General features: G+C 69.8%; 24 protein-coding genes. 11 read left to right on the forward strand and 13 right to left on the reverse strand.

All coding sequences use genetic code 11. The features are described 5' to 3' along the window. Positions 1-7: 7 nt before the first annotated feature. Positions 8-1156, forward strand: a complete 1149-nt coding sequence (locus LVY72_RS05880) for a flavin reductase (protein WP_237818652.1) — start codon at positions 8-10, stop codon at positions 1154-1156. A 431-nt stretch (positions 1157-1587) separates the two neighbouring features. On the opposite strand, the gene LVY72_RS05885 is transcribed toward LVY72_RS05880, so the two are convergent. Next, complete coding sequence (locus LVY72_RS05885) at positions 1588-3147, reverse strand: FAD-dependent oxidoreductase (RefSeq protein ID WP_237818654.1); 1560 nt, start codon at positions 3145-3147, stop codon at positions 1588-1590. 34 nt (positions 3148-3181) lie between these two features. Then, on the reverse strand, positions 3182-4036 hold the full coding sequence (locus LVY72_RS05890; RefSeq protein ID WP_237818655.1) for a fumarylacetoacetate hydrolase family protein: 855 nt from the start codon (positions 4034-4036) through the stop codon (positions 3182-3184). A 138-nt stretch (positions 4037-4174) separates the two neighbouring features. On the opposite strand from LVY72_RS05890, the gene LVY72_RS05895 reads away from it, so the two are divergent. Then, positions 4175-4570, forward strand: a complete 396-nt coding sequence (locus LVY72_RS05895) for a nuclear transport factor 2 family protein (protein WP_237818658.1) — start codon at positions 4175-4177, stop codon at positions 4568-4570. Positions 4571-4637: 67 nt separating this feature from the next. Here the strand turns inward: LVY72_RS05895 and LVY72_RS05900 are convergent, their stop codons facing one another. Continuing rightward, a complete protein-coding gene (locus LVY72_RS05900) occupies positions 4638-5240 on the reverse strand; it encodes an NAD(P)-dependent oxidoreductase (RefSeq protein WP_237818660.1) in 603 nt (200 codons plus the stop codon). A 91-nt stretch (positions 5241-5331) separates the two neighbouring features. Here LVY72_RS05900 and LVY72_RS05905 point away from each other — a divergent pair, with 91 nt between their 5' ends. Then, positions 5332-5712 (forward strand): winged helix-turn-helix transcriptional regulator, encoded by a 381-nt coding sequence (locus LVY72_RS05905; protein ID WP_237818662.1) that lies wholly within the window; start codon positions 5332-5334, stop codon positions 5710-5712. A gap of 29 nt (positions 5713-5741) precedes the next feature. Here LVY72_RS05905 and LVY72_RS05910 read toward each other — a convergent pair whose 3' ends face one another. Continuing rightward, positions 5742-6704, reverse strand: a complete 963-nt coding sequence (locus tag LVY72_RS05910; protein WP_237818664.1) for an AraC-like ligand-binding domain-containing protein — start codon at positions 6702-6704, stop codon at positions 5742-5744. 273 nt (positions 6705-6977) lie between these two features. Here LVY72_RS05910 and LVY72_RS05915 point away from each other — a divergent pair, with 273 nt between their 5' ends. Genes LVY72_RS05915 through LVY72_RS05930 form a run of 4 tightly spaced genes read left to right on the forward strand, consistent with a single transcriptional unit; the run spans position 6978 to position 9923 of the window. After that, on the forward strand, positions 6978-7376 hold the full coding sequence (locus tag LVY72_RS05915; protein ID WP_237818666.1) for a carboxymuconolactone decarboxylase family protein: 399 nt from the start codon (positions 6978-6980) through the stop codon (positions 7374-7376). Further along, on the forward strand, positions 7369-8265 hold the full coding sequence (locus LVY72_RS05920) for an NAD(P)-dependent oxidoreductase (protein WP_237818668.1): 897 nt from the start codon (positions 7369-7371) through the stop codon (positions 8263-8265). The genes LVY72_RS05915 and LVY72_RS05920 overlap by 8 nt, the downstream gene beginning before the upstream one ends. A 28-nt stretch (positions 8266-8293) precedes the next feature. After that, positions 8294-9607, forward strand: coding sequence for an MFS transporter (locus tag LVY72_RS05925; protein WP_237818671.1), 1314 nt, complete (start codon positions 8294-8296; stop codon positions 9605-9607). A 10-nt stretch (positions 9608-9617) separates the two neighbouring features. Next, entirely contained in the window at positions 9618-9923 is a 306-nt protein-coding gene (locus tag LVY72_RS05930; RefSeq protein WP_237818672.1) for an EthD family reductase, read from the forward strand. A 142-nt stretch (positions 9924-10065) separates the two neighbouring features. Here LVY72_RS05930 and LVY72_RS05935 read toward each other — a convergent pair whose 3' ends face one another. Beyond that, positions 10066-10230, reverse strand: a complete 165-nt coding sequence (locus LVY72_RS05935) for a hypothetical protein (protein ID WP_237818674.1) — start codon at positions 10228-10230, stop codon at positions 10066-10068. 254 nt (positions 10231-10484) lie between these two features. Here LVY72_RS05935 and LVY72_RS05940 point away from each other — a divergent pair, with 254 nt between their 5' ends. The 3 genes from LVY72_RS05940 to xdhC are packed head-to-tail and all read left to right on the forward strand — an operon-like array spanning position 10485 to position 15219. Then, positions 10485-11999: a xanthine dehydrogenase small subunit gene (locus LVY72_RS05940; RefSeq protein WP_237818675.1), complete on the forward strand. Its 1515-nt coding sequence runs from the start codon at positions 10485-10487 to the stop codon at positions 11997-11999. Further along, positions 12000-14411 (forward strand): xanthine dehydrogenase molybdopterin binding subunit, encoded by a 2412-nt coding sequence (xdhB, locus tag LVY72_RS05945; protein ID WP_237818677.1) that lies wholly within the window; start codon positions 12000-12002, stop codon positions 14409-14411. A gap of 1 nt (position 14412) precedes the next feature. Then, positions 14413-15219 (forward strand): xanthine dehydrogenase accessory protein XdhC, encoded by an 807-nt coding sequence (gene xdhC, locus LVY72_RS05950; protein ID WP_237818680.1) that lies wholly within the window; start codon positions 14413-14415, stop codon positions 15217-15219. Here the strand turns inward: xdhC and bioD are convergent. Genes bioD through bioB form a run of 5 tightly spaced genes read right to left on the reverse strand, consistent with a single transcriptional unit; the run spans position 15167 to position 20611 of the window. Continuing rightward, positions 15167-15931: a dethiobiotin synthase gene (gene bioD / locus LVY72_RS05955; RefSeq protein ID WP_237818682.1), complete on the reverse strand. Its 765-nt coding sequence runs from the start codon at positions 15929-15931 to the stop codon at positions 15167-15169. The genes xdhC and bioD overlap by 53 nt on opposite strands. Then, positions 15921-16991 (reverse strand): cytochrome P450, encoded by a 1071-nt coding sequence (locus tag LVY72_RS05960; RefSeq protein ID WP_237818684.1) that lies wholly within the window; start codon positions 16989-16991, stop codon positions 15921-15923. The genes bioD and LVY72_RS05960 overlap by 11 nt, the downstream gene beginning before the upstream one ends. After that, the gene (locus tag LVY72_RS05965; RefSeq protein ID WP_372463672.1) at positions 16988-18127 is read right to left on the reverse strand and encodes an 8-amino-7-oxononanoate synthase; all 1140 of its coding nucleotides are present in this window, start codon (positions 18125-18127) and stop codon (positions 16988-16990) included. The genes LVY72_RS05960 and LVY72_RS05965 overlap by 4 nt, the downstream gene beginning before the upstream one ends. Beyond that, positions 18127-19521 (reverse strand): adenosylmethionine--8-amino-7-oxononanoate transaminase, encoded by a 1395-nt coding sequence (locus tag LVY72_RS05970; RefSeq protein ID WP_237818686.1) that lies wholly within the window; start codon positions 19519-19521, stop codon positions 18127-18129. The genes LVY72_RS05965 and LVY72_RS05970 overlap by 1 nt, the downstream gene beginning before the upstream one ends. Then, complete coding sequence (gene bioB / locus LVY72_RS05975) at positions 19514-20611, reverse strand: biotin synthase BioB (protein ID WP_237818688.1); 1098 nt, start codon at positions 20609-20611, stop codon at positions 19514-19516. Before bioB ends, LVY72_RS05970 begins: the two co-directional genes overlap by 8 nt. Positions 20612-20666: 55 nt before the next feature. Here bioB and LVY72_RS05980 point away from each other — a divergent pair, with 55 nt between their 5' ends. Beyond that, positions 20667-21269, forward strand: a complete 603-nt coding sequence (locus LVY72_RS05980) for a TetR family transcriptional regulator (protein ID WP_237818690.1) — start codon at positions 20667-20669, stop codon at positions 21267-21269. A 106-nt stretch (positions 21270-21375) separates the two neighbouring features. On the opposite strand, the gene LVY72_RS05985 is transcribed toward LVY72_RS05980, so the two are convergent. The 3 genes from LVY72_RS05985 to LVY72_RS05995 are packed head-to-tail and all read right to left on the reverse strand — an operon-like array spanning position 21376 to position 24081. Beyond that, positions 21376-22290, reverse strand: a complete 915-nt coding sequence (locus LVY72_RS05985; protein WP_237818692.1) for a MetQ/NlpA family ABC transporter substrate-binding protein — start codon at positions 22288-22290, stop codon at positions 21376-21378. Between the two features lie 31 nt (positions 22291-22321). Further along, entirely contained in the window at positions 22322-23035 is a 714-nt protein-coding gene (locus LVY72_RS05990) for a methionine ABC transporter permease (protein WP_237818693.1), read from the reverse strand. Then, entirely contained in the window at positions 23032-24081 is a 1050-nt protein-coding gene (locus LVY72_RS05995) for a methionine ABC transporter ATP-binding protein (protein WP_237818695.1), read from the reverse strand. Before LVY72_RS05995 ends, LVY72_RS05990 begins: the two co-directional genes overlap by 4 nt. Positions 24082-24199 lie beyond the last annotated feature (118 nt).

Genomic DNA, 24199 nt, shown 5'->3' on the forward strand with positions numbered 1-24199 from the left:
GGAAACAATGAGCACCAACCCCACCATCGACTTCGGCGTGGACCAGCTGGTCTTCCGCAACGTCGTCGGGCACTTCGCCTCCGGCGTCACCGTCATCACCACCGTCGTCGACGGCGAGCTATTCGGCACCACCGCCTCGGCCGTGTCCTCGCTGTCCATGGAGCCGCCGATGATGCTGGCCTGCCTGAACCGCTCCAGCTCCACTCACGATGCCGTGGTCAAGGCCGGCTGGTTCGGCATCAACATCCTGGCCGAGGACCAGAGCGACCTGGCCATGAAGTTCGGGCGCAAGGGGGCGGACAAGTTCGACGGCGTGTCCGTTACCCGGTCGCAGCACGGCGGCGTGCCGCTGCTCGACGGCGCGCTGGCCCAGATTGTCTGCAAGGTCGAGGAAACCCCCACCGGGGGCACCCACACCGTGTTCCTGGGTTTGGTTGCCGAGGCCGGCGCCCGGGAGGGAGCCGAACCCCTGGCCTACTACCGCGGCACCTTCGGACGCCTGGAGCGGGTCAAGGAACTGGCCGCCTACGACGCTGTGCGCGATTGGGTGCTGCACCGGCGGACCCCGCTCGGTGAAGAGCTTGACCCGGCCCAGATCGCCGCGGCGCTGAAGGCCGATGCGGACCATGTCCACAACGCGCTCGTGAAACTGACCGCCGAATCGCTGGTCAGCCGTGCCGACAACGGCGGCTTCCTGCCCACGCCGATCACCCACGAACTGATCGAGAGCGTCTACGACGGGCGCGCCACCATCGAGCTCGGCGTCTTCGCCAGCCACTTCGGCAAGTTCACCGGCGAGGTCGTCGCCGAGCTCGGAAGCCTCGCTGCCGAGCTTGGCCGGCTGCGCGAGCGCGGCCAGGACGGGCTGGACGAGTTCCTCAAGCTCAACGTCAAGTTCCACGACCGGCTGGTCAGCGTGGCCGGCTCGGCCCAGTTGGCGGATGCCTTCCGCCGGCTGGGCATCGGCACCGTGTGGCGCCAGGCGCTCAGCGGGGACGAATGGGCGCGGCAGATGGACCACAGCCACATCGTGGACCTGACCGAGGCGCTGCGGGCCCGCGATCCGGAGGATGCCAAGGCGGCCATCCTGGCCCATACGGAATTCGGCAAGCAGTTGGCCCGCGAGGTCATTGACCGCCACGGCGGGGAGGTCTAGTAACGGTTCCGGAAGGGGCCGCACCGTTGGTCGGGTAAGGTCGCTCTGCGGCCTTATCGAGACCCGGTGCGGCCCCTTTTTTGTGGCTGGGCAGGCCTCACAGCACCTTGGGCACCGGGCCCGCTGCTGTGGTTGCGAAGCGTCAGGAATCCGGTGTCTTGCCACGCACCGGGGACAGCCGAGGAAACGGTGCCGGATGGTTAGAGCCTCAGGGCTCCACGTCGGACGTGAACTACGGCCTGATTTGGGTGCATGAAGCATCGCTGAAGAACGTGCGGCAGCTCTCGCCAGGACGCCGGGCCGGGAAAACATAGCCTTCGGGAGCGGCTGCCTCACGGGGGAAAGGCGAGGCCTGCCCGGGACAGCAGAAGACCCGGGCCGCGGGAGGCGGTCCGGGTCTTCTGCTGGCAGGACGGTCAGCGGCTGCTGCCCTACGGGGCAGCCGCCGGCTGGACTCCGAGGTTCGGCACCCACTGGGCCAGGCCCGCCAGCGCAGCGCGTTCGCCGGCTTCGTCGGTCGCCGCGGCCACGTAGCGGTCCGGGCGCACGATGAGCACCGTGCCGGTGCCGTACAGCGGCGCGAAGGCTCCGCCGACGTCGGTCACCCGCAGGGGGGAGGCCGCGCCGGCGTCGTCGAACCGCTGGATCTCGACGGCGGAACCGCCGCGGAAGCGCAGGACCGCCCAGCCCTGGCCGAGCAGGGTGTCCAGCGGCACCACGTCCCCGCTGGCCAGCTGCACCGGCGGCTGGGACAGCGAGCGTCCCACCAGTCCGGCTGCCGGCTTTGCCACATTCGACGCGGGCGCCAGCACACAGCCGTCCGTGAAATGCGGCTGTTTGAGGAACTTCATGCCGGTCAGCCAGTTCTTGGCCGCCGGCGCAATGCCCAGCGCCGTGACGGCGCTGTCGCGCAGTGTGTTCAAGACCGGGTTCAGGCCCATGACCACCATGCCGATCCGCTGGGACAGGCGCACCATGTCCGCCGCATGAGGACGCCGCTCGCTCTGATAGGTGTTCACCAGCGCGTCGGTGCCGTGGCCTCGGACATGTGCGGCGACCTTCCAGGCCAGGTTGGCCACGTCACGCAGACCTGCGTTCAGCGCCTGCCCTGCGAAGGGCGGCATCATGTGTGCGGCGTCCCCGGCCAGCAGCACATGCCCCGTCCGGTAGTTCAACGCCACCCGCTGGTGGGCCACGTAGACCGCGGACCGCCGGATGTCCGCGGCCGAAATCCTCTGGAACGGGGCGATCATCGCCATGATCGACTCCGGTGCCGTGACCGTCCGGGCATCCTCGCCGGGCAGCAGCATGAATTCATAGCGGCGCCGGCCCTTGACTCCGGGTACCACCACCGCGGGCCGGGTGCCGTTGCAGTGGAACTCTGCGAACTTCTCCGGCTCGCCCGGTGTGTTGACGATGTCGACGACGATCCACTTCTGCACCTGCGTGGAGCCTTCCATCGGAATGCCCAGCTGGGCACGCACCGGGCTGCGCCCGCCGTCGCAGGCGAGGACCCACTTGGCGCGGACCACGTGCTTGCCGGCCTCGTCGATCACCACCGTGTCCGCGTGGTCCGGCCCATCGCTGATCCCGAAGGCCTCGGTCTTGAAGCGGATGTCGATCAGCTCCCGTTCCCGCGCGGCCTCCAGCAGCAGGGATTCCAGGACGGGCTGGTCGAACTGGGACTTGGCGGGCTGGCCCAGCCGCTGGCCACCCGGACGCACCTGGGCCAGCAGCTGGCCCCGGCGCCCGTAGTAGCGGGCACCGGTGTCCAGCAGGACATCCTCGGTGAACCGGTCCAGAATGCCGATCTGCTGCAGGATCCTGAGCGATTCGTCCGTGATGCTGATCGCCCGGGGCTCGTCGGAGGTGCCGGCGCGCTTCTCCAGCAAGGTCACCCGCACGCCCTGGTCGGCCAGCAGGCAGGCCGCAGCCAGGCCGATGGGCCCGGCTCCGACCACCAGAACGTCGGTCTCGATGATGTTGTCCATCTACCCGTCCTTCCTGATTTCTTCCGGCCCGTGCTTACTGTTCCAGTTCGACGGTGTTGCGCAGGGTGCCGAGGCCGGTGATTTCGACCTCGACGACGTCGCCTGCGGAGAGCAGGCCGCCCTCGCCCCAGAACAGGCCGACGCCGCCGGGGGTGCCGGTGACGATCACGTCGCCGGGGGAGAGCCGGGTGAAGCCGGTGACGTAGCTGATCAGCTGCGGGATGGTGAAGTACAGGTCCGCCACGGAGGCCTTTTGCCGGGTTTCGCCGTTGACCCGGGTCTCCAGCGTCAGCGCGTCGGTGCTGCCCAGGTCCTCGGCCGGGACCAGGTAGGGGCCGAAGCCGCCGGTGCCGGGGAAGTTCTTACCCGGGATCCACTGCGAGGCGGCCTTCTGCCAGTCACGGACAGAGAAATCGTTGTAGGCGCCGTAGCCGGCGATGTAATCCCAGGCGTCCTCTTCGGCCACGTGCCAGGCTTCCTTGCCGATCACCAGGGCCATCTCGCCCTCGTAGTCGAACTTCGTGGTGCTGCGCGGCATAACCGCCGGTGCCAGATGGCCCATCTGGGTATCGGCAAAGCGGGTGAAGACCGTCGGGGCCGTCTGGCCGGTCTTGCCCGACTCCTCCTGGTGCGCCTTGTAGTTCACGCCGATGCAGATGATCTTGCCCGGGTCGGTAATGGCCGGCAGGAACTCGATGTCTGTCTCGGGACGGGACGGGGCTTCCTGGTACTGGTCCGCGGTGACGGTGCCGAAGATACCCTGTTCGACGGCGGCACGCAGCGTGGTGGCCAGGTTCTTGCCGGTCGGGCCGAGATCGTAGGCTGTGCCGTCGTCGACGATTCCCCAGGTGGCGGAGCCATCGGCGGCAACAAAAGATGAGTACTTCATGATCGAGTTTCCTTCCGCGGCGGCGAACCGCCATCCGTGTGCAACTCGTCACAGCGTAGGGAGCAAAAAGTGCATTTGTCAATTAATAATATATAATCTCATTAACGTGTCGGGAGTGATCTGAAGAGGGGAATCTGGATGGAGGTGGCGGCGGGGCACCTGGGGGATTCCGAAAGGAGTCTCCGGGCGGCGGAGGCGCGCCGGGTGCGGGCGCTGGTCGAAGGGGACTGGGACACCTTCGGCCAGCTGTGCGATGACCGGCTGGTGTACACCCATTCGGTTGGTCGGCGGGACAGCAAGGAATCCTTGCTGGAATCCCTGTGCAGCGGGACGGTCCGCTACTACCGGATCGAGCATGATCTTGACGCGGTGGTGCGGGTTGGCGATGCCGCTTGGGTTTCCGGACGGATGCGCGCCGAGATTACCTCCCGGGGGCAGGAGCGGCAGCTGGACACGCTGACCACGTCCGTCTGGATCCGGTCCAGCCGGGAGTGGAAGCTGCTGGCTTTCCACACCACCGCTCGGGCCGGATAGGCGGAAGCGCCGCCCGCAAGAAGCGGGCGGCCCTTCCGGCGGTGAAGCGAGAGCCAGGCAGTGGACGTCAGTTCGCTACGGTGAACCGCTGCCCGCGGTGCTTGGGCTCCTCCAGTTCGTCCAGCGCCGCAACGGCGAAGTCCTGGCTGGAGATCGAGTCCCCGACCGGGGAATCCAGGCCCAGCTGGTAGGAGCCGGTGCGCTCGCCGGGAGCGATCATCGGGGCAGGGGCCAGCATGGTCCAGTCCAGGCCGGCGGCGGCACGGTAAGTATCCAGGACCTCGGCGAAGGTCGTGGCCTCGGCCAGGTAGGCCTCGGGGAAGCCGGGCAGGTCCTTCAGCCGCACGCCGTCGACCTCCAGTGCCCCGGCGCCGCCGACGATGAACACGCGTGCGGGGACCGACGCTCCGGCGATGGCGCGGTGCGCGGCCAGGATCGGTTCGTGCGGGCCACCGGTGCGGTCCGGCGACACGGAGACGACGACGGCGTCGTGCGTGGCGGCGAGGTCCTGGAAGGCCTCCAGGTCGGACAGCTCCGCGGTCCGCGCGGCGGTTCCTTCGATGGCGGATCCGCTGCGGGTCACCGCCGTGACGTCGTGGCCGCGGCGCAGCGCCTCGGCCGTGATTTCGGATCCGACCATGCCGGTTGCCCCGTAAACAGCAATCTTCATTGGTTTCCCTTCGAACGTTTGCCGGCGTATTCCGGCCTGGACCTAAAGTATCAATTGGATACTGAGTACCTCAAAGTAATACAGTTACCTCATGGTTACTTCCGTTCCCGGCTTTGACGTGATGTACGCAGGCTGCCCGTCGCGGGTGGTGCTGCAGCGCATTGGCGATAAGTGGACCTCGCTGGTTTTCCAGGTCCTGAAGGACGGGCCGCAGCGGTTTTCGGTGATCCGCGACGCGGTCCAGGGCATCACCCCCAAGGTGCTGACCCAGACCCTGCGCACCCTGGAGCGTGACGGGTTGGTCAGCCGGGAGGTCTACCAGGAGATTCCGCCGCGGGTCGAGTATGCACTGACGCCGCTGGGCCGGACGCTGCTGGAGCCGCTGGATGCGGTACGGGTCTGGGCCGAAGAACACGCGGCCAAGATCCTGCAGGCCCGCGAGGACTATGACGAGGCAGCTTCTCCGAAATAAAGGCGGCCGGCTGCCCGGCGCGGCAGTCCTCAGTGGGCCCTGCGGTACTCGCTCGGCGTCGCCCCGAAGGCAGCCTTGAACGCCCGGCTGAAGTGCGCCGAATCCGTAAATCCCCAGCGGGTGGCAATGCGCGTGATGGTTGCCGCGCCCAGTGCCGGGTCCGCCAGGTCCCTGCGGCAGCGGTCCAGCCGGCGCATCTTGATCCAGCTGGCCACCGTGGTGCCGGCCCCCTCGAAGAGGTAGTGCAGGCGCCGGGTGGACATGTAGTGCGCCGCCGCGATGCCGGCTGGGCCCAGCGTGCTGCTGGCCAGGTTCCGTTCGATGTACTCCTTGACCTCGGCGAGCGCATCGGTGCGTGGATCCGGCCGCTGGGCCCCCAGCCCGAGCTCGGTGTAGACCAGGGTGTTGATCAAATCCAGCGTGTTGTGTGCGAGCATGATGCCGCCACGGCCGGAAAGGCTCTCCAGGCTGCCGGCCAGTTCGCGCAGGAACGGGCCGACCAGCCGCCCCATGCCGGTGGTGCTGGAGAGCGTGGTGGCGGTCAGCCGGGCGACACTCTCGACCGAGACGCTCAGGGCGTCCTGCGGGAAGACCATCACCAGGCTGTCAGCGCCGTCCTCGAAGACGGCGCTGTAGGGGCGGCTGGTGTCGTAGATGGCCATGTCCCCGGGTCCGAGCACGGCTTCCCGGCCGTCCTGGACAATCAGGCCCGCGCCGCCGAGCAGCATGCTCAGCTTGAAGTACCGGGCCTCGCCCTGGCAGATGAAGTCCTGGAGCCGGTCCACCTGATGGGCGTCGGCCTCGATGCGCGAGAGCGAGATGTCGTCGAAACTGCGCCCGTGCAGCAGTGCGTGGAAGTTGTCCGGCCGGCTGGTGCTCACCTGCAGCCGGACGAAGCGGTTGGACATCCGTTCCTGCCACTCTTCGAAAGTGTTGGCCTCAAAGACATTGGCCCCGCCGAGGGTGGAAACTTTCAGTGTTTCGGTTGCCACGGGCACTCCTTGCCAGGCGCGGCATGCGCCTGTGATGTGGATCATAATCGCCCTCCAGCTTAGCCACCTCCGCAGGTACAGTCGGTCGCCGCGGGCGTTATTGCGCTCCCGGACAAACGCCGTGCGCTGGCAGGCAGGAAGGGTTCCGGCCTTGCAGTCCGGAGCAAAGTCCCTGCGCGCTGGGGCAAGCCCGGCCGTGGTTCGCATCACCATACTGGTCAACGAGGCGGTCGCTCGATCCGGCCGCAGGAATCAGGAACCAAAGGAAGCACCATGATCAAAGACAGCCAGTACGACGCCGGACTTGAGCTGCGGCGGGCGATGTTTGGCCCGGCCGGGGCCGAGGGCCAGGTGGAGCACACCACCGCGTTCAACGACAAGATGCAGGAGGTGGTCACCCGCTACTGTTTCGGGGACATCTGGCAGCGCGAGGGCCTGGACAAAAGGACCCGCAGCCTCATCACCCTGGCGATGCTGGTGGCCACCGGAAAGGCCCACGAAATACGCATCCATCTGCGCGGCGGCCTGGCCAACGGACTGACTGAAGAGGAGATCCGTGAACTGATGCTGCACTCCTTCCTCTACTGCGGCATCCCGGCGGCGATGGAGGGCTTCCGCGCCGCCGAGGAGATCCTGGCCGAGGTGCAGGCAGCGGAGCTGGCCGATGTCTGAGCCGGCACGCGGGCAGCAGGTTGGGTTCATCGGCCTGGGGAACATGGGCGCACCGATGGTGCGAAACCTGGCCAAGGGTGGTTACGACGTGGTGGTGTACGACGCCGATCCTTCCGTCCGGGCGAGGCTTGCCGAGGAGATCGGCGGCACTGCCGCCGAGTCGCCTGCGGACTTCGCCGGCGTCGCGGCAATTGTCACCATGCTGCCGACGAGCAGCATCGTCGCCTCCGCCTTGCTGGACTGGCACGGCGGCATCCCCGCCCATCTGGAGCCAGGCACCGTTGTGATCGACATGAGCTCCTCCGATCCCACCGAAACCGTGGAGCTCGGGGCGCGGCTGGCGGCTGAAGGCGTCGCCCTGGTGGACGCCCCGGTGTCCGGCGGCGTGCTCAAGGCCGAGGCCGGGACGCTGGCCATTATGCTCGGTGGCGACGACCAGGCCGCTATCAACGCTGCGGTGCCGGTGATTGAGGCGATGGGCTCGGTCATCTTCCGCACCGGCAAGCTCGGCACCGGACACGCGATGAAGGCACTGAACAACTTTGTCGCCGCGGCGGCCACCACGGCCGCCTGCGAGGCACTGATCGCGGGGGAGCGGTTCGGCCTGGACCAGCAGACCATGGTGGATATTTTCAACGCCTCCACCGGGCAGAGCTGGGTGACCAGCAACGTCCTGGGCCAGCACGTGGTCAGCCGTAGCTTCGGCTCCGGCTTCGCGCTCGGGCTCTATGCCAAGGACGTGGGCATCGCCAAGCATCTGGCCGAGGCGATGGACGAGCCGGCGCCGGTCTGCCACGCGGTTTCCGCCGCCCTCGACGATGCCTACGCCGAGCTGGGCAACGTGGACCACACACTCGCGATGACCTACTGGGAACGCCTTCGCGCCTGAGCTACCCGCCTATCTGTGAGGAAATAACATGCAAACGCAGTCAACCGCTGCCGTCGTCACCATCGACGACAACCAGAAGAAGCGCGTCGCCCTGGCCAGCGCCGTGGGCACCAGCGTGGAGTGGTACGACTACCACGTCTACTCCATCGCCTCGGCGCTGGTGATCGGCAAGCTCTTCTTCCCGGAGATCTCGCCGCTGGCCGGGACGATGGCGGCCTTCGCCACCTTCGCCATCGGCTTCATCGCCCGCCCGCTCGGCGGCATCCTGGCCGGCCACCTGGGCGACAGGATCGGCCGCAAGAAGGTCATGGTGATCACCCTGACCCTGATGGGCGCGGCCACCATGCTGATCGGTCTGCTGCCCACCTACGAGCAGATTGGCATTGCCGCACCGCTGCTGCTGGTGGTGCTGCGCCTGCTCCAGGGCCTCAGCGCCGGCGGCGAATGGGGCAGCGCCGCCCTGATGGCCGTGGAACATGCGCCGGAGGGGCAGCGCGGCCGCTTCGGCAACTATGTTCAGCTGGGCACTCCGGCGGGTATGTTCCTGGCCAACATCGTCATTCTCGGTGCCACCTTCATGCTGGCCGATGACCAGTTCCAGGCCTGGGGCTGGCGCATTCCGTTCCTGCTCAGTGCGGTGATGGTCGTCGTCGGCTTCGTCATCCGGGCGAAGGTGGACGAAAGCCCAGTCTTCCAGACGCTGCAACAGAATTCGACGCTGGAAAAGGTCCCCTTCGCCGAACTGCTGCGCCGTCACAAGGGGCGCCTGGTCCTGGCCGTGCTGTCCTTTATCGGCAACAACGCCGTGGGCTATATCTTCCTGGCCTTCATGACGGCCTACGGAACCACCGCCCTGGGCCTGGCCCGCAACACCATGCTCAACGTGATGCTGGCAGGCTGCGTGACCTGGTTCGCCTCGATGATCTACTTCGCCCGCCTCAGCGACCGGATCGGACGGCACAAGGTGTACTTCCTGGGCTACGGCGTCCTGGCCGTCTGGGCCATCCCCTTCTTCGCCCTGTTCAACACCGCCAATGTCGGGCTCATCCTGCTGGCTGTGGTGGTGCTGACCTTCGGCCTGGCCGCCACCTACGGACCGCAGGCTGCGCTATTCGCCGAGCTGTTCCCGGACCGGGTGCGCGCCAGCGGCGTCTCGCTCGCCTACGCGGTGGGCGCCTGCCTCGGCGGCGGGTTCTCCCCGCTGATCGCCACCGCCCTGTTCGGAGCCACCGGCACGGTCTACGCCGTCTCCGCCTTTATGATCGCCTTCAGCGTCATCAGTTTCATCTCAATCGCGGCCCTGCGGAAGATCCCGAACTCCTTCGCCACCCGCACCGTCTGAAAGGAAACCCATGCACAAGCTCCTCGTCCTTTACCCCGAACCTGCCGACCGCGGCGCCTTCCAGGACTACTACGTCAACAAGCACCTGCCGCTGGCCGCCAAGCTGCCGGGTCTGCGCGCCTCCCGCTACTCCTTCGGCGTAGCCGGTGCCGAAACCCCGTACTTCGCCGTGTTCGAGGCGGAGTTCGACAGCCACGCGGACCTGGTTGCGGCCATGTCCTCCCCGGAAGGCCAAGCCGTCGAGGCTGACGTGCCCAACTATGCGCCCCAGGGTGCCGTGGTGGTGGACTACCCGGTGGAGCCGCTCATCGGCTGACTCTCTTCCGCACGAACGACGGCGGCAACCAGGCAGGCTGAAAGGCTTGCCAGGGTGCCGCCGTCGTTCGTGAGTGTGAATTCAATCGGGTAGGAATTCAGCGCCAGCGGCGAGGCTGCAGGGCGCTGGGACGGTGTCGTAGCTAGGAAAGTGCCGCGCAGACGTCGGTGACTTTGCCCGGGCCGTTCAGGCCGAATTCGTTGACAGGATTCCCGTCTGCGTCAAAGGCCAACGAGAATTTTCCTGGCGTGTCCCGCCGGTACCGAGGGGGAGTCAGCACCAAGGTGTCCAAGTCTTCGATCGCCACCTTGGAATAACCTTGGGGTCGGGTTCTGAAGCAACTAATGCCGAGGCCGGGATCTCCGGCTCCTCACGGCCGCAGTGCCGTGACAGGCTGCCGGCGGTACCGTGGCGCGCAGTACCGTGATAAGACGTGGATCAGATGTAAGTGGCCGGTTCCGGTATGGGTGGCCGAGTACCCGTACCGGGCCGACAGCAATGCCGTGGCTTGGGCCGGTGACTTCGTGGCAGACCGTCCCGGGAGACCTGAGGAGGTGGGGCATGGATGACGTCCAGATCACCGTCAACGGGCAGGTCCGCGGCTGCGACGGGGCGGGCCCGCATACCCGGTTGCTGGACTGGCTGCGGGCCGAAGGGCTGACCGGGGCCAAGGAAGGCTGCGCGGAGGGCGAGTGCGGTGCCTGCGCCGTGCTGGTGGCCCGCCCGGACGGGCCCGGCCGCAGCCGCTGGACCGCGGTGAATGCCTGCCTGCCTGCGGCGCTGGCTTTCGACGGCCAGGAAATCATTACCGCAGAGGGTCTGGGCACCGCGCCGGGCCCCTGCGCCGAAGAGGACCTGCACCCGGTCCAGCGCCAGCTGGCGGACCGGGGCGGATCGCAATGCGGCTACTGCACTCCGGGCTTCGTCTGCGCCATGGCCGCCGAGTACTACCGTCCCGAGCGGGACGCCGCCGGCTCCGGGCGCCGGGTGGAGACCGGGCCTGCGGTAGTGGGGGAGGAGCACGCCGCCGACCGGGAAACCGGCCCGAACGGCTTCGACCTGCATGCCCTGAGCGGCAACCTCTGCCGGTGTACCGGCTACCGGCCGATCCGGGACGCGGCGTACGCGCTCGGCGTCCCGGAGGGAACCGACCCCTTATTCCGACGGCAGGGCCAATCGGCGCCCGCTGCCCGGCCCACCCGGGTGGCGGCCGGCGGGGCGCAGTTCGTCAGGCCGGCGACCCTGGAAGAACTCTTCGACCGGCTCGAACATGATCCGCGGGCCAGGCTGGTGGCCGGTGCCACCGACCTCGGCGTCGAGGTCAACCTCCGGTATGAGCGGCCGCCGCTGACCCTGGCCATCGACCGGCTCGAGGCGCTGCGGGTGCTCGACGTCGGCCCGGACCGGATCGAGATCGGGGCCGCCCTGGCCCTGACCGAGATCGAACGCGGGCTGGCCGGGCGGGTGCCGCTGCTGGACCGGCTCTTCCCCCAGTTTGCCTCGCGGCTGATCCGCAATGCCGCCACCTTGGGCGGCAACCTCGCCACCGGTTCGCCGATCGGCGATTCGGCTCCGGCGCTGCTGGCCCTGAACGCCGCCGTCGTGCTGGCCTCCGCCGGCGGCGAGCGGGAGGTGGCGCTCGCGGAGTTCTTCACCGGCTACCGGCAGAGCGTCAGGGAACCCGGCGAAGTCCTCCGCGCCATCCGCATTCCGCTGCCGTTGGCCGGGCACAGCGCCTTCTACAAGATCGCCAAGCGGCGCTTCGACGACATCTCCAGCGTGGCCGCTGCGTTCGCCGTAAAGTTCGACGACCGCCCCGATGGCAGGAGAGTCTCCGCCGTGCGGATCGGCCTGGGTGGAGTGGCCGCCACGCCGATCCGGGCGCTGCGCACCGAGCAGGCCCTGGCCGGGCGGCCCTGGAGTGAGGAGGTTGCCGTGGACGCGGCCGCCGTGATGGCAGCCGAAGGCACCCCCATTGACGACCTTCGCGCCAGCGCGCGGTACCGCTCGGCCATGCTCGAACAGTCGATGCTCAGGTTCTATGCGGAAACGCAGGCCGGACCGGAGGTGGGGTAAGTGAAATCGCTGGCCGATCGTCCCGTCAGTCCCGTCGTCGGACTGGAAGTCGCGCACGAGAGCGCCACCCTCCACGTCACGGGCGCCGCGCTGTACACCGATGACCTGCCGGCCCGGAACCGCAGCGTGCTGCACGCCTGGCCGGTCCAGGCTCCGCATACGCACGCCCGCGTGGTTTCGCTGGACGGCACGCCGGCGCTTCGGGTCCCGGGTGTGGTCCGGGTTCTGACCGCGGCGGACGTGCCCGGCCTCAATGACTCGGGCACCAAGGGCGATGAGCCGCTGTTCCCCGCCGAGGTCATGTTCCACGGCCAGGCCGTGTGCTGGGTGCTGGGGGAGACGCTTGAGTCCGCGCGTCTGGGGGCCGGGGCGGTTCAGGTCGGCTATGAACCGCTGCCGTCGCTGCTGACCCTCACCGAGGCGATCGAGGCCGGGAGCTTCCAGGGCCACCAGCCGACCGTCAGCCGGGGCGACGCCGACGCGGCCCTGGGCAGCGCGGCCCACCGGTTCGCCGGCGAGATCGAGTTCGGCGGGCAGGAGCATTTCTACCTGGAGACCCAGGCTTCGCTGGCCTACGTCGACGAGGGCGGGCAGGTGTTCGTCCAGTGCAGCACCCAGCACCCCTCGGAGACGCAGGAGATTGTGGCCCAGGTCCTGGGCCTGCGCAGCCATGAGGTGACCGTGCAGTGCCTGCGGATGGGCGGCGGGTTCGGCGGTAAGGAGATGCAGCCGCACGGCTTCGCCGCCATCGCCGCCCTGGGCGCCGTTCTGACCGGCCGGCCGGTGCGGCTGCGGCTGAACCGCAGCCAGGACATCACGCTGACCGGAAAACGCCATCCGTTCCACGCCCGCTGGGAGGCCGGCTTTGACGAAGACGGCCGCCTGCAGGCGTTGAAAGCCGTGCTGACCAGCGACGGCGGCTGGAGCCTGGATTTGTCCGAACCGGTCCTGGCCCGTGCCCTGTGCCACGTCGACAACGCCTACTGGATCCCCAACGTGCGGATCGACGGCCGGATCGCCAGGACGCACAAGACCTCCCAGACCGCTTTCCGCGGCTTCGGCGGGCCGCAGGGCATGCTGGTGATCGAGGACCTCCTGGGCCGGTGCGCTCCACGCCTGGGCCTGGACCCCGCTGAACTGCGCCGGCGCAACTTCTACCGGCCCGGGCAGGCCACGCCCTACGGCCAGCCTGTCCGTCATGCCGAGCGGCTGCACACCATCTGGCGGCAGTTGTTCGAACGCGCCGACGTCGAGCACCGCCGGGAGCAGATTGCCGCCTTCAACGCCGCGCACCCGCACACCCGCCGTGCCCTGGCCGCCACCCCGGTGAAGTTCGGCATTTCCTTCAACCTCACGGCGTTCAACCAGGCCGGGGCGCTCGTGCACGTCTACAAGGACGGCTCGGTCCTGGTCAACCACGGCGGCACGGAGATGGGCCAGGGGCTGCACACCAAGATGCGCCAGGTGGCCGCCACCGCCCTCGGGGTGCCGCTGGACGTCATCCGGCTCGCCCCGACCCGCACCGACAAGGTGCCCAATACCTCGGCGACGGCGGCCAGTTCGGGCGCCGACCTGAACGGCGGGGCGGTCAAGGATGCCTGCGAACAGATCAGCGCGCGCCTGGCCGAGGTCGCGGCCCGCCGGCTGAACATCCACCCCGACGACGTGCGGTTCGCCAACGGCACGGTGACCGGGATCGGCTTCCACGACCGCGATATCGCCTTCGCCGACCTGGTCCACGACGCCTACTTCCAGCGCGTCCCGCTCTGGGCCGCCGGCTACTACCGCACCGAAGGGCTGCACTGGGACGGCGCCCGGATGCAGGGCGAACCGTTCAAGTATTTCTCTTACGGGGCAGCGGTTTCCGAGGTCGAGGTGGATGGGTTCAGCGGCGCCTACCGCCTGCTGCGCACCGACATCATCCACGACGTCGGCGACAGCCTCTCCCCGCTCATCGACCGGGGGCAGATCGAGGGCGGCTTCGTCCAGGGCACCGGCTGGCTGACGTTGGAGGACCTGCGCTGGGACGTGTCCGCCGGTCCGCACCGCGGGCGGCTGGCCACCCAGTCTGCCAGCACCTATAAGCTGCCCAGCTTCTCGGAGATGCCCGAGGAGTTCAATGTCCACCTCTTCGAACAGGCCACTGAAAGCGGCGTGGTCTACGGGTCCAAGGCGGTAGGCGAACCACCCTTGATGCTCGCCTTCAGCGTCCGGGAGGCCTTGCGGCAGGCGGTAGCCGCCTTCGGCCCCGGCGGCCGCGAGGTCCAGCTGGCGAGCCCGGCGACTCCGGAGGCCGTCTTCTGGGCGGTCCAGGATGTCCGGGCCAACGCCACGGCTTCGCCGGCCGACGGCGCCGCAGCACGCCCGGAGACCGGTTCGGCGCCGTCGCGGGCCTCCACCCCGGGCCATTGAGATGGACTGGCTGCAGGCGCTCCAGCGGTTGCGCTCAGACGGTTTGCCAGGTGTCCTGGTGACGGTCACCGAGGTGCGCGGCCATGCCCCACGGGAGGCCGGGGCGAAGATGCTGGTCGGCGCCGGGTCCACCTGGGGCAGCATCGGCGGCGGCAACCTGGAGGCAACGGCCATCGACCGGGCGCGGGCCCTGCTCGCGGCCGGCACCGCGGGTCCCGAAAGCCTGGTCTTCCCGCTCAACGACCATGCAGCCAATGAGCACGGGCGGCAGTGCTGCGGGGGCGTGGTCAGCGTCCTCCTCGAGCCGTTCCCGGCCCGTCCCACGGTCGCTGTCTTCGGGCTGGGACACGTCGGGTACGAGCTGGCCCGGATCCTGTCCCGGCTGCCGGTCCGGCTGGTCCTCGTGGACAGCAGGGCCGGCCAGCTGGCCGCCGCGCGGCTCGCCGATGTCCTGGACGGGCCGGCCGACGTCGTCGTGCGCCACAGCCCGGTTCCGGAGTCGATCGTGGGCGAACTGCCGCCGGGCTCGCACGTGTTCATCATGACCCATGACCACGCCGAGGACTTCCTGCTCTGCGACGCGGTGCTGCGCCGGGGCGGCCTGGGCTCGGTCGGGCTGATCGGCTCGGCGGCGAAGTGGTCCCGTTTCCAGCGCAACCTGCGTGCCGAGGGGTATGACGACGCCGCGATCGGCAGCATCAGCTGCCCCATCGGGCTGCCGGATCTCACCGGCAAGGATCCGGCCGTCATCGCCGTCAGCGTCGCGGCGAACCTGCTCCTGACGCTGGCAAAGCAGCGGGCCGGGTAACGGCGCCGAGCCATCCCCGGGCCCCGGCAAGGAATCCGGCCGGGGACAGTGAAGCGGCCCCGGCGGGCAGCAGGCCCAGGAACGGCACGCCGAGCCCGCGCAGGTATTCCAGGTTGGACAGCTCCACTTCGTCCGGTTCCGCCGGCCAGGAACCGATGACCAGTCCGGCCACCGCCAGCCCCCGGCGGCCGAGGGCCTCCAGCGTCAGCTGGGTGTGGTTGAGGGTGCCGAGGCCGCTGCGGCAGACCAGCACGGTGCCGGACCGCCCCGGGAAGGCAACCGCTAGGTCGGCCAGGGTGTGTCCGCCGGCATCCAGTTCCACCAGCAGCCCGCCGGCACCCTCGACGAGCACCTGGTCGTAGTCCCGGGCCAGCTCTCCGATCCGGGCCACGTGCTCCGCCAGGGTGGGCAGCACGGCGCCCTCCAGGGCTGCGGCCGGCGGCGGCGCCATCGGGGCTTTCAGTCGGATGCCCTCGAAGGCTGCGGGAATCCCGGCCAGCTGCCGCACCTCGTCCATGTCCCCCGGTTCGTGCCCGAGGACCCCGGTCTGCGTGGGCTTGTAGACGGCGACCGTGCGCGGGCTCCGGCCGTCCTCCGGCCCGGGCCGCGACAGCACGGCGGCCAGCGCCGCCGTCGTGAGGGTCTTGCCGACGCCGGTGTCCGTGCCGGTGACGAACAGCAGGGGCGGCAGCGAAGCGAGGTCAGGATTCATGCGGCTCCAATGCAACGGTGACGGTCAGCGGGGCCTGGAAGGAGAGCAGCCGCAGCCACTGAGGCTCCGAGCCGGCCAGCCGCAGCTCCGGCAGGGTCCGGGCGGTTTCCTCCACCGCCAGGACCGTTTCGAGTTCGGCGAGCCTGGCGCCGAGGCAGCGGTGCAGGCCGTAGCCGAAGGACAGCGAATAGGCGCTGGGGCCGGCGTCCTCGGGATGGTGGCCGGCCAGTTCCAGCACAATTTCGGCACCTGCGGGCAACTTGGTCCCGCCGAGGACGGTGTCCTGCGGGCAGGCCCGGCGCCAGGTGTGCACGGACGGCTCGGTGGCCAGGACCGAGCGCACCAGCGGTGTGCCGGAGCCGCCGGCGGCGAGCCGGCGCCAGCCCTCCGAGTCCTGCAGCGCCCGGTAGAGCACGGTGCCGATCAGCAGGGCAGTGGTCTCCTGCCCGGCGATCAGCAGGAAATAGCCCAGCGAGCAGACCTCGGCGGTGGACAACCCGGCCGCGTGCAGGGCGCCGAAGAGCGAATCGTCCCCGCGGCTGGCCAGCACCGACGCGCGCAGCCAGGTGTAAAATTCCGCGGCCGTCGCGGCGAGCTCAAGCTGCCGGTCCGGCTCCGGCCAGCCCCAGAACAGCTCCAGCGAGTCCCGGCTCCAGCGCTTGAGCACCTCCGGCTCGGGCAGCGCGAAGCCGGTCAGCTCCTGCATGATCACCGGGGGGATGTGCCGGGCGATGGCGTCGGCCAGGTCCACCGGCCCGGCAGCCAGGTCGGCGGCCGCAGCCGCGGCGTGTTTCCGTGTCAGTTCGCGCACCCGCGGGCCGACGGCGGCCACCTTGGCGGGGCTGAAGAAGCCGGCCACGACGGAGCGGACTTTCCGGTGCAGGTCGCCGGTGGCCGAGGCCAGCACCGGCGGCAGGGCGAAGCGGGAACGGCTCAGGACCCGCAGCGCCGCCGGGCTTAGCGGCACCACCGAGGTCAGCGCGTTGGTCGGCAGGAAGTCCTCCACCCGGCGCAGCACCTCGCGGACCTGCTCCGGATCCTGGACGACGTGGTAGTTCATGCCGGTACCTCCGTTGCGGCCAGCAGGCTGTTAATCAGGCCGGTAGCGGTCCGCAGCTGCTCCGGGGCCAGGTCCGCGCGGGCGGTCAGGCGCAGGCGGGACACGCCGTCGGGCACGCTCGGCGGGCGGAAGCAGCCGACCAGCACGCCGGAGTCCTCGAGCCGGATGGCCAGCCCGGCGGCGCGGTCCGGGGTCCCGGCCGGAACGGACTGCACGGCACCGGCGGCCTGCTCGATCCCCAGGCCGGCGGCGATCAGCGCGGCGTTGCGCCCGACGGCAGCCACCCGGTCCGGCTCGGCGGCGATGACCCGGCAGGCCTCGGCGGCGGCAGCGGCGGCGGCCGGGGCCAGGCCGGTGTCGAAGATGAAGCTGCGCGCGGTGTTGACCAGATGTTCGCGCAGTGCGGGCGGGCCCAGCACGGCTCCACCCTGGGCCCCGAGGGCCTTGGACAGGGTGGCCGTCAGCACCACGTGCTCCGCCCCGGCCAGCCCGGCTGCGTGCACGGCGCCGCGCCCGTTCCCGGCGACGCCGATCCCGTGTGCCTCGTCCACCACCAGCAGCGCGTCGTGCTCGGCGCAGAGCCGGGCGGTGGCCGGCAGGTCGGCGGCGTCCCCGAGTACCGAATAGATGGATTCGACGACGACGACGGCGCGCGGCTGGGTCCGCTGCGCCAGCAGCCGGCGCAGCGAGTCCAGGTCCTGGTGCCCGAAGGCCGCGAGGGGGGAGCGGGCGAGCCGCGCGCCGTCGATCAGGGACGCATGGGCGTGTTCGTCCCGCAGGATCAGCGTGCCCGGCCCGCCGAGGGCGGTGAGGATGCCCAGGTTCGCGGTGTAGCCGCTGGAGAATGCCAGCGCCGCGGGCTGGCCGGTGAGCGCGCAGAGTTCGGACTCGAGCTCTGCGTGCACGGGATGGGTTCCGGTGACCACCCGGGACGAGCGGGCGCCGGTGCCGTAGCTGCCGACGGCGGCGATGCCGGCGGCCTGCAGCCGCGGGTCCGCAGCCAGGCCCAGATAGTCGTTGGACGCCAGGTCCAGCGGGGCCGCGCCCCAGCCGGTGCGCGGCGTCGTGTGCCGGACGATGCCGCGCCGGGCGCGGACCCGGGCCTGGCCGGCCAGCCATTCCTGCATGGCGCCCATCAGCGGTGCACCGCCTGGATGGCGGCGGTGATGGCGGCGCCGATCGCCGCCACGTCCCCGGCGGAGCAGAGGTACGGCGGCATCGTGTAGACGAGGTTGCGGAACGGCCGCACCCAGACGCCGCGCTCCAGCGCGGCCCGGGTGACGGCCGGGACGTTCACCGGCCGGTCGAGTTCGACGACGCCGACCGCACCGACGACGCGCACGTCCCGGACCGCCGGCAGTCCGGCCGCCGGGGCCAGCGAGGCGCGCAGCCCCTGCTGCACCCGCAGGACCTGGTCCTGCCAGCCGGCGTCCGCCAGCAGGTCCAGCGAAGCGGAGGCCACGGCGCAGGCCAGCGGGTTGGCCATGAAGGTGGGCCCGTGCAGCAGGGCCCGGAATTCGGACGCCGTGATGACCGCGGCGACGCCGGCCGAGCACAGCACGGCGGCCAGCGTCAGGTAGCCGCCGGTCAGGGCCTTGCCCACGCACATGACATCGGGCACCACCCCGGCCCACTCACCGGCGAAGAGCCTGCCGGTGCGGCCGAAGCCGGTGGCGATCTCGTCGAAGATCAGCAGCAGCCCGTGCTCGTCGGCCACCCGGCGCAGCGCCTGCAGGCACTCGGGCGCGTAGACGTGCATGCCGCCGGCGCCCTGCAGCACCGGCTCCACGATGATCCCGGCCAGCTCGTGCCCGTGCAGCCCGACGGCGGCTTCCAGCTCCGCCACCCACGCCGCCACGTCAGTGGGATCGGAGCGCAGCACGCCGTCGGACGGATCGCCGGACAGCCGCGCGGCCGGCGGCCGGGGCAGGAAATGCTGCGCGGGCAGTGAGGGGAAGGCCGAATGCATGCCATCGACCGGGTCGCACACGCTCATCGCGCCGAAGGTATCCCCGTGGTAGCCGCCGCGCAGGGCCAGGAACGCGTGCCGCCCCGGCCGCCCGGCGGCCGCCTGGTACTGCACGGCCAGCTTCAGCGCCACCTCCACGGAGACCGAGCCGGAATCGGCGAAGAACACATGCCGCAGCGGGTCCGGGGCCAGCGCCACCAGTTGCTCGGCCAGCCGGACCGCCGGCTCGTGCGTGAGCCCGCCGAACATGACATGGCTGAACTTCCCGGCCTGCTCCCGGAGCGCGTCGTCGAGCACCGGATGCCGGTAGCCGTGGATGGCGGACCACCAGGAACTCATCGCGTCCACCGCCTCGAAGCGGGCCCCATCCGCTGCCTGAAGCCGCAGCCGGACCCCGTCCGCACCGGTGACGGCGTAGGGTGCGGGCCCGTCCAGCGGGGCGTACGGGTGCCAGAGCAGGCCGCGGTCGCGGTCGATCAACGAGCCGCGGTCGACCAGCGAAGCGCCGGCCGGCAGCGCCGCATTAGGCAGCGAAATGCCGGGCGCTGCCGCCTCAGGCATTGGGGGCAAGCCCGGTTCCGGCGCCGCGGCGCCGGATCGCAGGTTCGACGGTGCCGGCCGCCGCGCTGTCGTCGTCCGTCCCGCCGGCCGCGGCGGGAACTGCCGCGCCCGCGGGGGCCAGCACGGTGAAGCCGGCGTCGGCAATCATGTCCAGGTCCGCCTGGGCGGCTTGGCCCTCGCTGGTCAGGTAGTCGCCGAGGAACAGCGAGTTGGCCACGTGCAGGGCCAGCGGCTGCAGCGAACGCAGGTGCATTTCCCGCCCGCCGGCCATCCGCAGCTCGGTGTCCGGGCAGGCGAAGCGCACCAGCGCCAGGATCCGCAGGCAGTGCGCCGGGGTCAGCAGCCAGGTGCCTTCCAGCGGGGTGCCGTCGAAGGGCATCAGGAAGTTGACCGGGATCGAGTCGCTGCCCAGCTCGCGCAGGGCGAAGACCGCATCGATCAGCTCCTCGTTGCTCTCGCCCATGCCCACGATCAGGCCCGAGCAGGGGGAGAGGCCGGCGTCCTTGGCCTTGCCCACGGTGCGCACCCGGTCCGCGTAGTCGTGGGTGGTGCAGATGTCGGCGTAGTTGGATTCGCTGGTGTTGAGGTTGTGGTTGTAGGCATCCACCCCCGCGGCCTTGAGCCTGTCCGCCTGACCGTCCTTGAGGATGCCCAGGCAGGCACAGACCTCCACGTGCGGGTGCTCGTCCTTGAGCCCCTGGACCATGGTGGCCACCCGGTCCACGTCCCGGTCGGTGGGGCCCTTGCCGCTGGCCACCAGGCAGACCCGGGAGGCGCCGGCGCGGATGCCGCTGGCGGCCTGCTCGGCGGCCTCTTCCGGCTTGAGCCAGGTGTACTTGAGGATTTCGGCGGCCGAGCCCAGGCGCTGCGAGCAGTAGGTGCAGTCCTCCGGGCACAGGCCGGACTTGAGGTTGACGAGGTAGTTCACCTTGACGGTGTCGGCGAAGTGGGCGCGGCGCAGCTTCGCGGCCGCGGCCACCAGCTCCAGCAGTTCGTCGTCGGCGGAGGCGAGGATGGCCTGGGCGTCCTCGCGGGTCAGGATGCCGCCGGCCAGCTGCCGGTCGGCCAGGTTATGGAAGGAATTGAACACTGTTCAATCGTGCGTGGCGCGATGCCGGTTGTCAATGATGTTGCCCGGATGTTGCATGATGGAGTCCGGAGAGGAAGGGGAGGCGGCGGTGGCCCTAACGCGCGAGCAGATCGTCGACGCTGCGCTGTCGATCCTGACCAGCTACGGTCTCGCGGACCTGTCCATGCGGCGGCTGGCCAAGGAACTGGAGGTCCAGCCGGGCGCGCTGTACTGGCATGTGAAGAACAAGCAGGAACTGCTCACCGTGCTGGCCGAGCGCATCCTTGCCCCGGTCACCGTGGCCGGGGGGCCGGACCTGCGGGCCGGCGCGCGGCAGGCCGCGCAGGACATCCGGGCCGCGCTGCTGGCCGTGCCCGGGGCGGCCGACGTCGTCGCCCTGGCACAGGTGCTCAGGCCGGAACTGCTGCTGCCGCTGCGCGACCTCGAAGCCATGCTGGCGGCCGGGCCGCTCACCGGACAGCAGGCGCGCTGGGGTGCCCGGACGTTGATCCACTACATCCTGGGCACGGTGGCGGAGGAACAGACCCACGCCGAACTGGCGCAGGCAGGCCTGCTGCCGGCCGGGAAGGACGACGGCGAAGCGTTCCTGTTCGGCGTCGATACCGTGCTGGCCGGGCTGCTGCCCGGGCCCGTCGGAGGCTCCCGCCCCGCTTCATGACTGTGCGCCGGACCCACGAACCGCCACCGAGTGTGCGTGAGGCCCACGTTCCAGCCTTGGAACGTGGGCCTCACGCACACTCGGTGCGATTTATGTGGCTGCGGACTTACTTGGCGTCCACCGGCAGCAGCAGTCCCTTGACCGACGGGTCGGTCCGCAGGAAGTCCTGGACCTCCGGGTCCTTGAAGGCCTTGACCAGGCTCTTGATGTTCTCGGTGTTGGCATAATCCGAGCCGATGGTCAGCTGGCCGGCGAACTCGTCCGGGGCCGGCGGGGCGTAGATCTGCTGCTCGAGCGGGACCTTGGCCGCGGTGTAGTACTCGGTGTAGCCGACGGCGGCGTCCAGGTCAGGCAGGGCGCGGGACTGGGCGGCGAAGTCCAGCAGCTTGAACTGGATGTTCTTCGGGTTCTCGACGATGTCCTTCTGCGTGGCCTGCCACTTGTTGATGCCGTCCTTGAGCTTGATCAGGCCGGCACGCTCGAGCAGCCACAGGCCCTGGGCCTCGTTGGCCGGATCCGAGTACAGCGAGACGACCGCGCCGTCGGGCAGCTCGTCGATGGACTTGTACTTGGCGGACCAGACGCCGAAGCCCCAGCGGAATACCGGCGTGGCGGCGGTTTCCTTGAAGTCCGGGTTGGCCTCGAGGACCTGGGAGAGCCAGAGCTTGTGCTGGTAGACGGTCGCGGCCACCTCGCCGGTGCTGACCGCGCGGTTGAGCGTGTTGCTGTCGCTCAGGCCCTTGAACGCCACCTTGATGCCGTACTTGGGAGCCACTTCCTTGGCCACGAAGTTCACCAGGGACTGCTCGGCCTGGTTGCCTTCGGCGGTCACCACGGTGAGCGTGGCGCCGGGCACCTCGTTGGGGGACTTGGCGCCGCCGAACAGGCTGGCGGCTGCCAGCGAGCCGGCAGCGACGACGGCGGCGCCGGCGCCGAGGACCCAGGGCAGTTTGCGGCGCTTGCGCACGGTAAAGCCATGGTCCTGCGGTGACGGGGAGTTCTGGTTTTCGGTGATGGTCATGACGGATGGCCTTTCGAACAGGGTGGGGGGATCAGTGGCGCAGGGCCGGGGTGGTGAACCGGACGAGCCGGTCCCCGAGCAGCTGCACCAGGGTGACGGTGAGGATCAGGATGACGATGGTGGCGAGCATGACCGTGTGGTCGAAGCGCTGGTAGCCGTAGGTCACGGCCACGTAGCCCACGCCGCCGGCGCCGATGGTGCCGGCAATCGCGGAGTACTCGATCATGGCGATGGTATTGATGGTCAGGCCGCCGATGATGGCCGGCACCGCCTCGCCCAGCTGGGCGGTCCGGATGATCTGCAGCGGGGAGGCCCCCGAGGCCCGGGCGGCCTGGGTCACCGAGCGCGGCACATCCCGCAGGCAGTTCTCCACCAGCCGGGCGAAGAACGGGATGCCCGCCAGCGACATCGGCACGATGGCGGCGGGGATGCCGATGTTGGTGCCGGTGATCAGCCGGGTGAACGGCACGATTGCGGCCATCAGGATCAGGAACGGCAGCGACCTGCCGATATTCACGATCCAGCTGAGCACGCCGTAGACGGCGCGGTTCTCGAACAGTCCGCCGGAGGCCATGTTGTGCAGCGCCACGCCCAGCGGCGTACCGACGAGCACCACGATGGACATCACGATGCCGACCATGGTCAGCGTCTCGCCGTAGGCCGGCACCAGCAGGGAGGGCAGGTCGGCCAGGGCGGTTTCGCCGGTGCGGGGGATGGCGACGGCGATGACTGCGGGAATGCTCATAGTGCGTGCTCCAAGGTTGCGGGGGCGTCCTCGCGCGCGGTGTCCTGCGCGCCGGCGTCGGGCCGGCCGCTGCCGGGTTCGGCGCGCAGGCCGAGCCGGGCGAAGGTATCCCGGACGAGGTCGGGGGAGGCTGCGTGCAGCCCGACAGTTGCCTTGCCGGTGCTGACGCCGTTGACGTTTTGGATGGTGGCTGCCAGGAGCGCGGCCGGTTCGCCCAGCTCCTGCGAAACCCGCTGGAGCCAGTCCTGCGGGACATTCCGGGAATCGTAGGTGACCTGCCAGGGCCGGGCGCCGTCGGCGGGCGGGGCCGGGTCCAGTTGCGGCTGCAGCGCCCGGCCCAGTGCCGAACCATGGTCGGTGAGCAGGTCCACCAGCCGGCCGGACTCGACAATCCGGCCGTGCTCGAGCTTGGCCACCGAATCGGCGACCTGCAGCACGGTGTCCATCTCATGGGTGATGAACACGACCGCCAGGTCCAGATCGTCCCGCAGTTCGCGCAGCAGGGCTACCACCGAGCGGGTGGTCTCCGGGTCCAGCCCGGAGGTCGCCTCGTCCGAGAGCAGTACCGAGGGGCGCAGGGCCAGGGCGCGGGCGATGCCGACCCGTTGGCGCTGGCCCCCGGAGAGCTGGTGCGGGTAGTGGCCGGCCCGGTGGCCCAGTCCGACCCGCTCGAGCAGCTCGGCGACCCGGGCCTTGGTTTCCCGCGGTTCGACGCCGAGGTATTCCAGCGGCATGGCGATGTTCTGCGCCGCGGTGCGGCGGCTGAACAGGCTCGCGGACTGGAAGACGGTGCCGATGCGGCGGCGGGCCTCGCGCAGCTGCCGTTCGGGCAGGCTGCTCAGTTCCTGGCCGTTGACGACGATGGAGCCGGAGGTGGGCCGCTCCAGCAGGTTGATGCACTGGGTCAGGGTGCTCTTGCCTGCCCCACTGGGGCCGACGACGGCGAAGATCTCGCCGCGGTCGACGGCGAAGTCCAGCTTATCCAGGACCGTGACGGCGTCCGGGCCGTGGCCGTAAGCCTTGGTCAGCTGATCGATACGGATCATGATGGTTCTTTTCTCTAGTGCCCGCAGCGGGCATGGCAAAGGGCATGGCAAAAGAGCTGGGGTAGGGAAGAGGTAAAAGCGCGCCCGGTGACCGGCCAAGGGCCGCTGGGACAGCGTG

This window comes from Arthrobacter hankyongi, from assembly GCF_022012395.1.
GTDB classification, from domain to species: domain Bacteria; phylum Actinomycetota; class Actinomycetes; order Actinomycetales; family Micrococcaceae; genus Crystallibacter; species Crystallibacter hankyongi.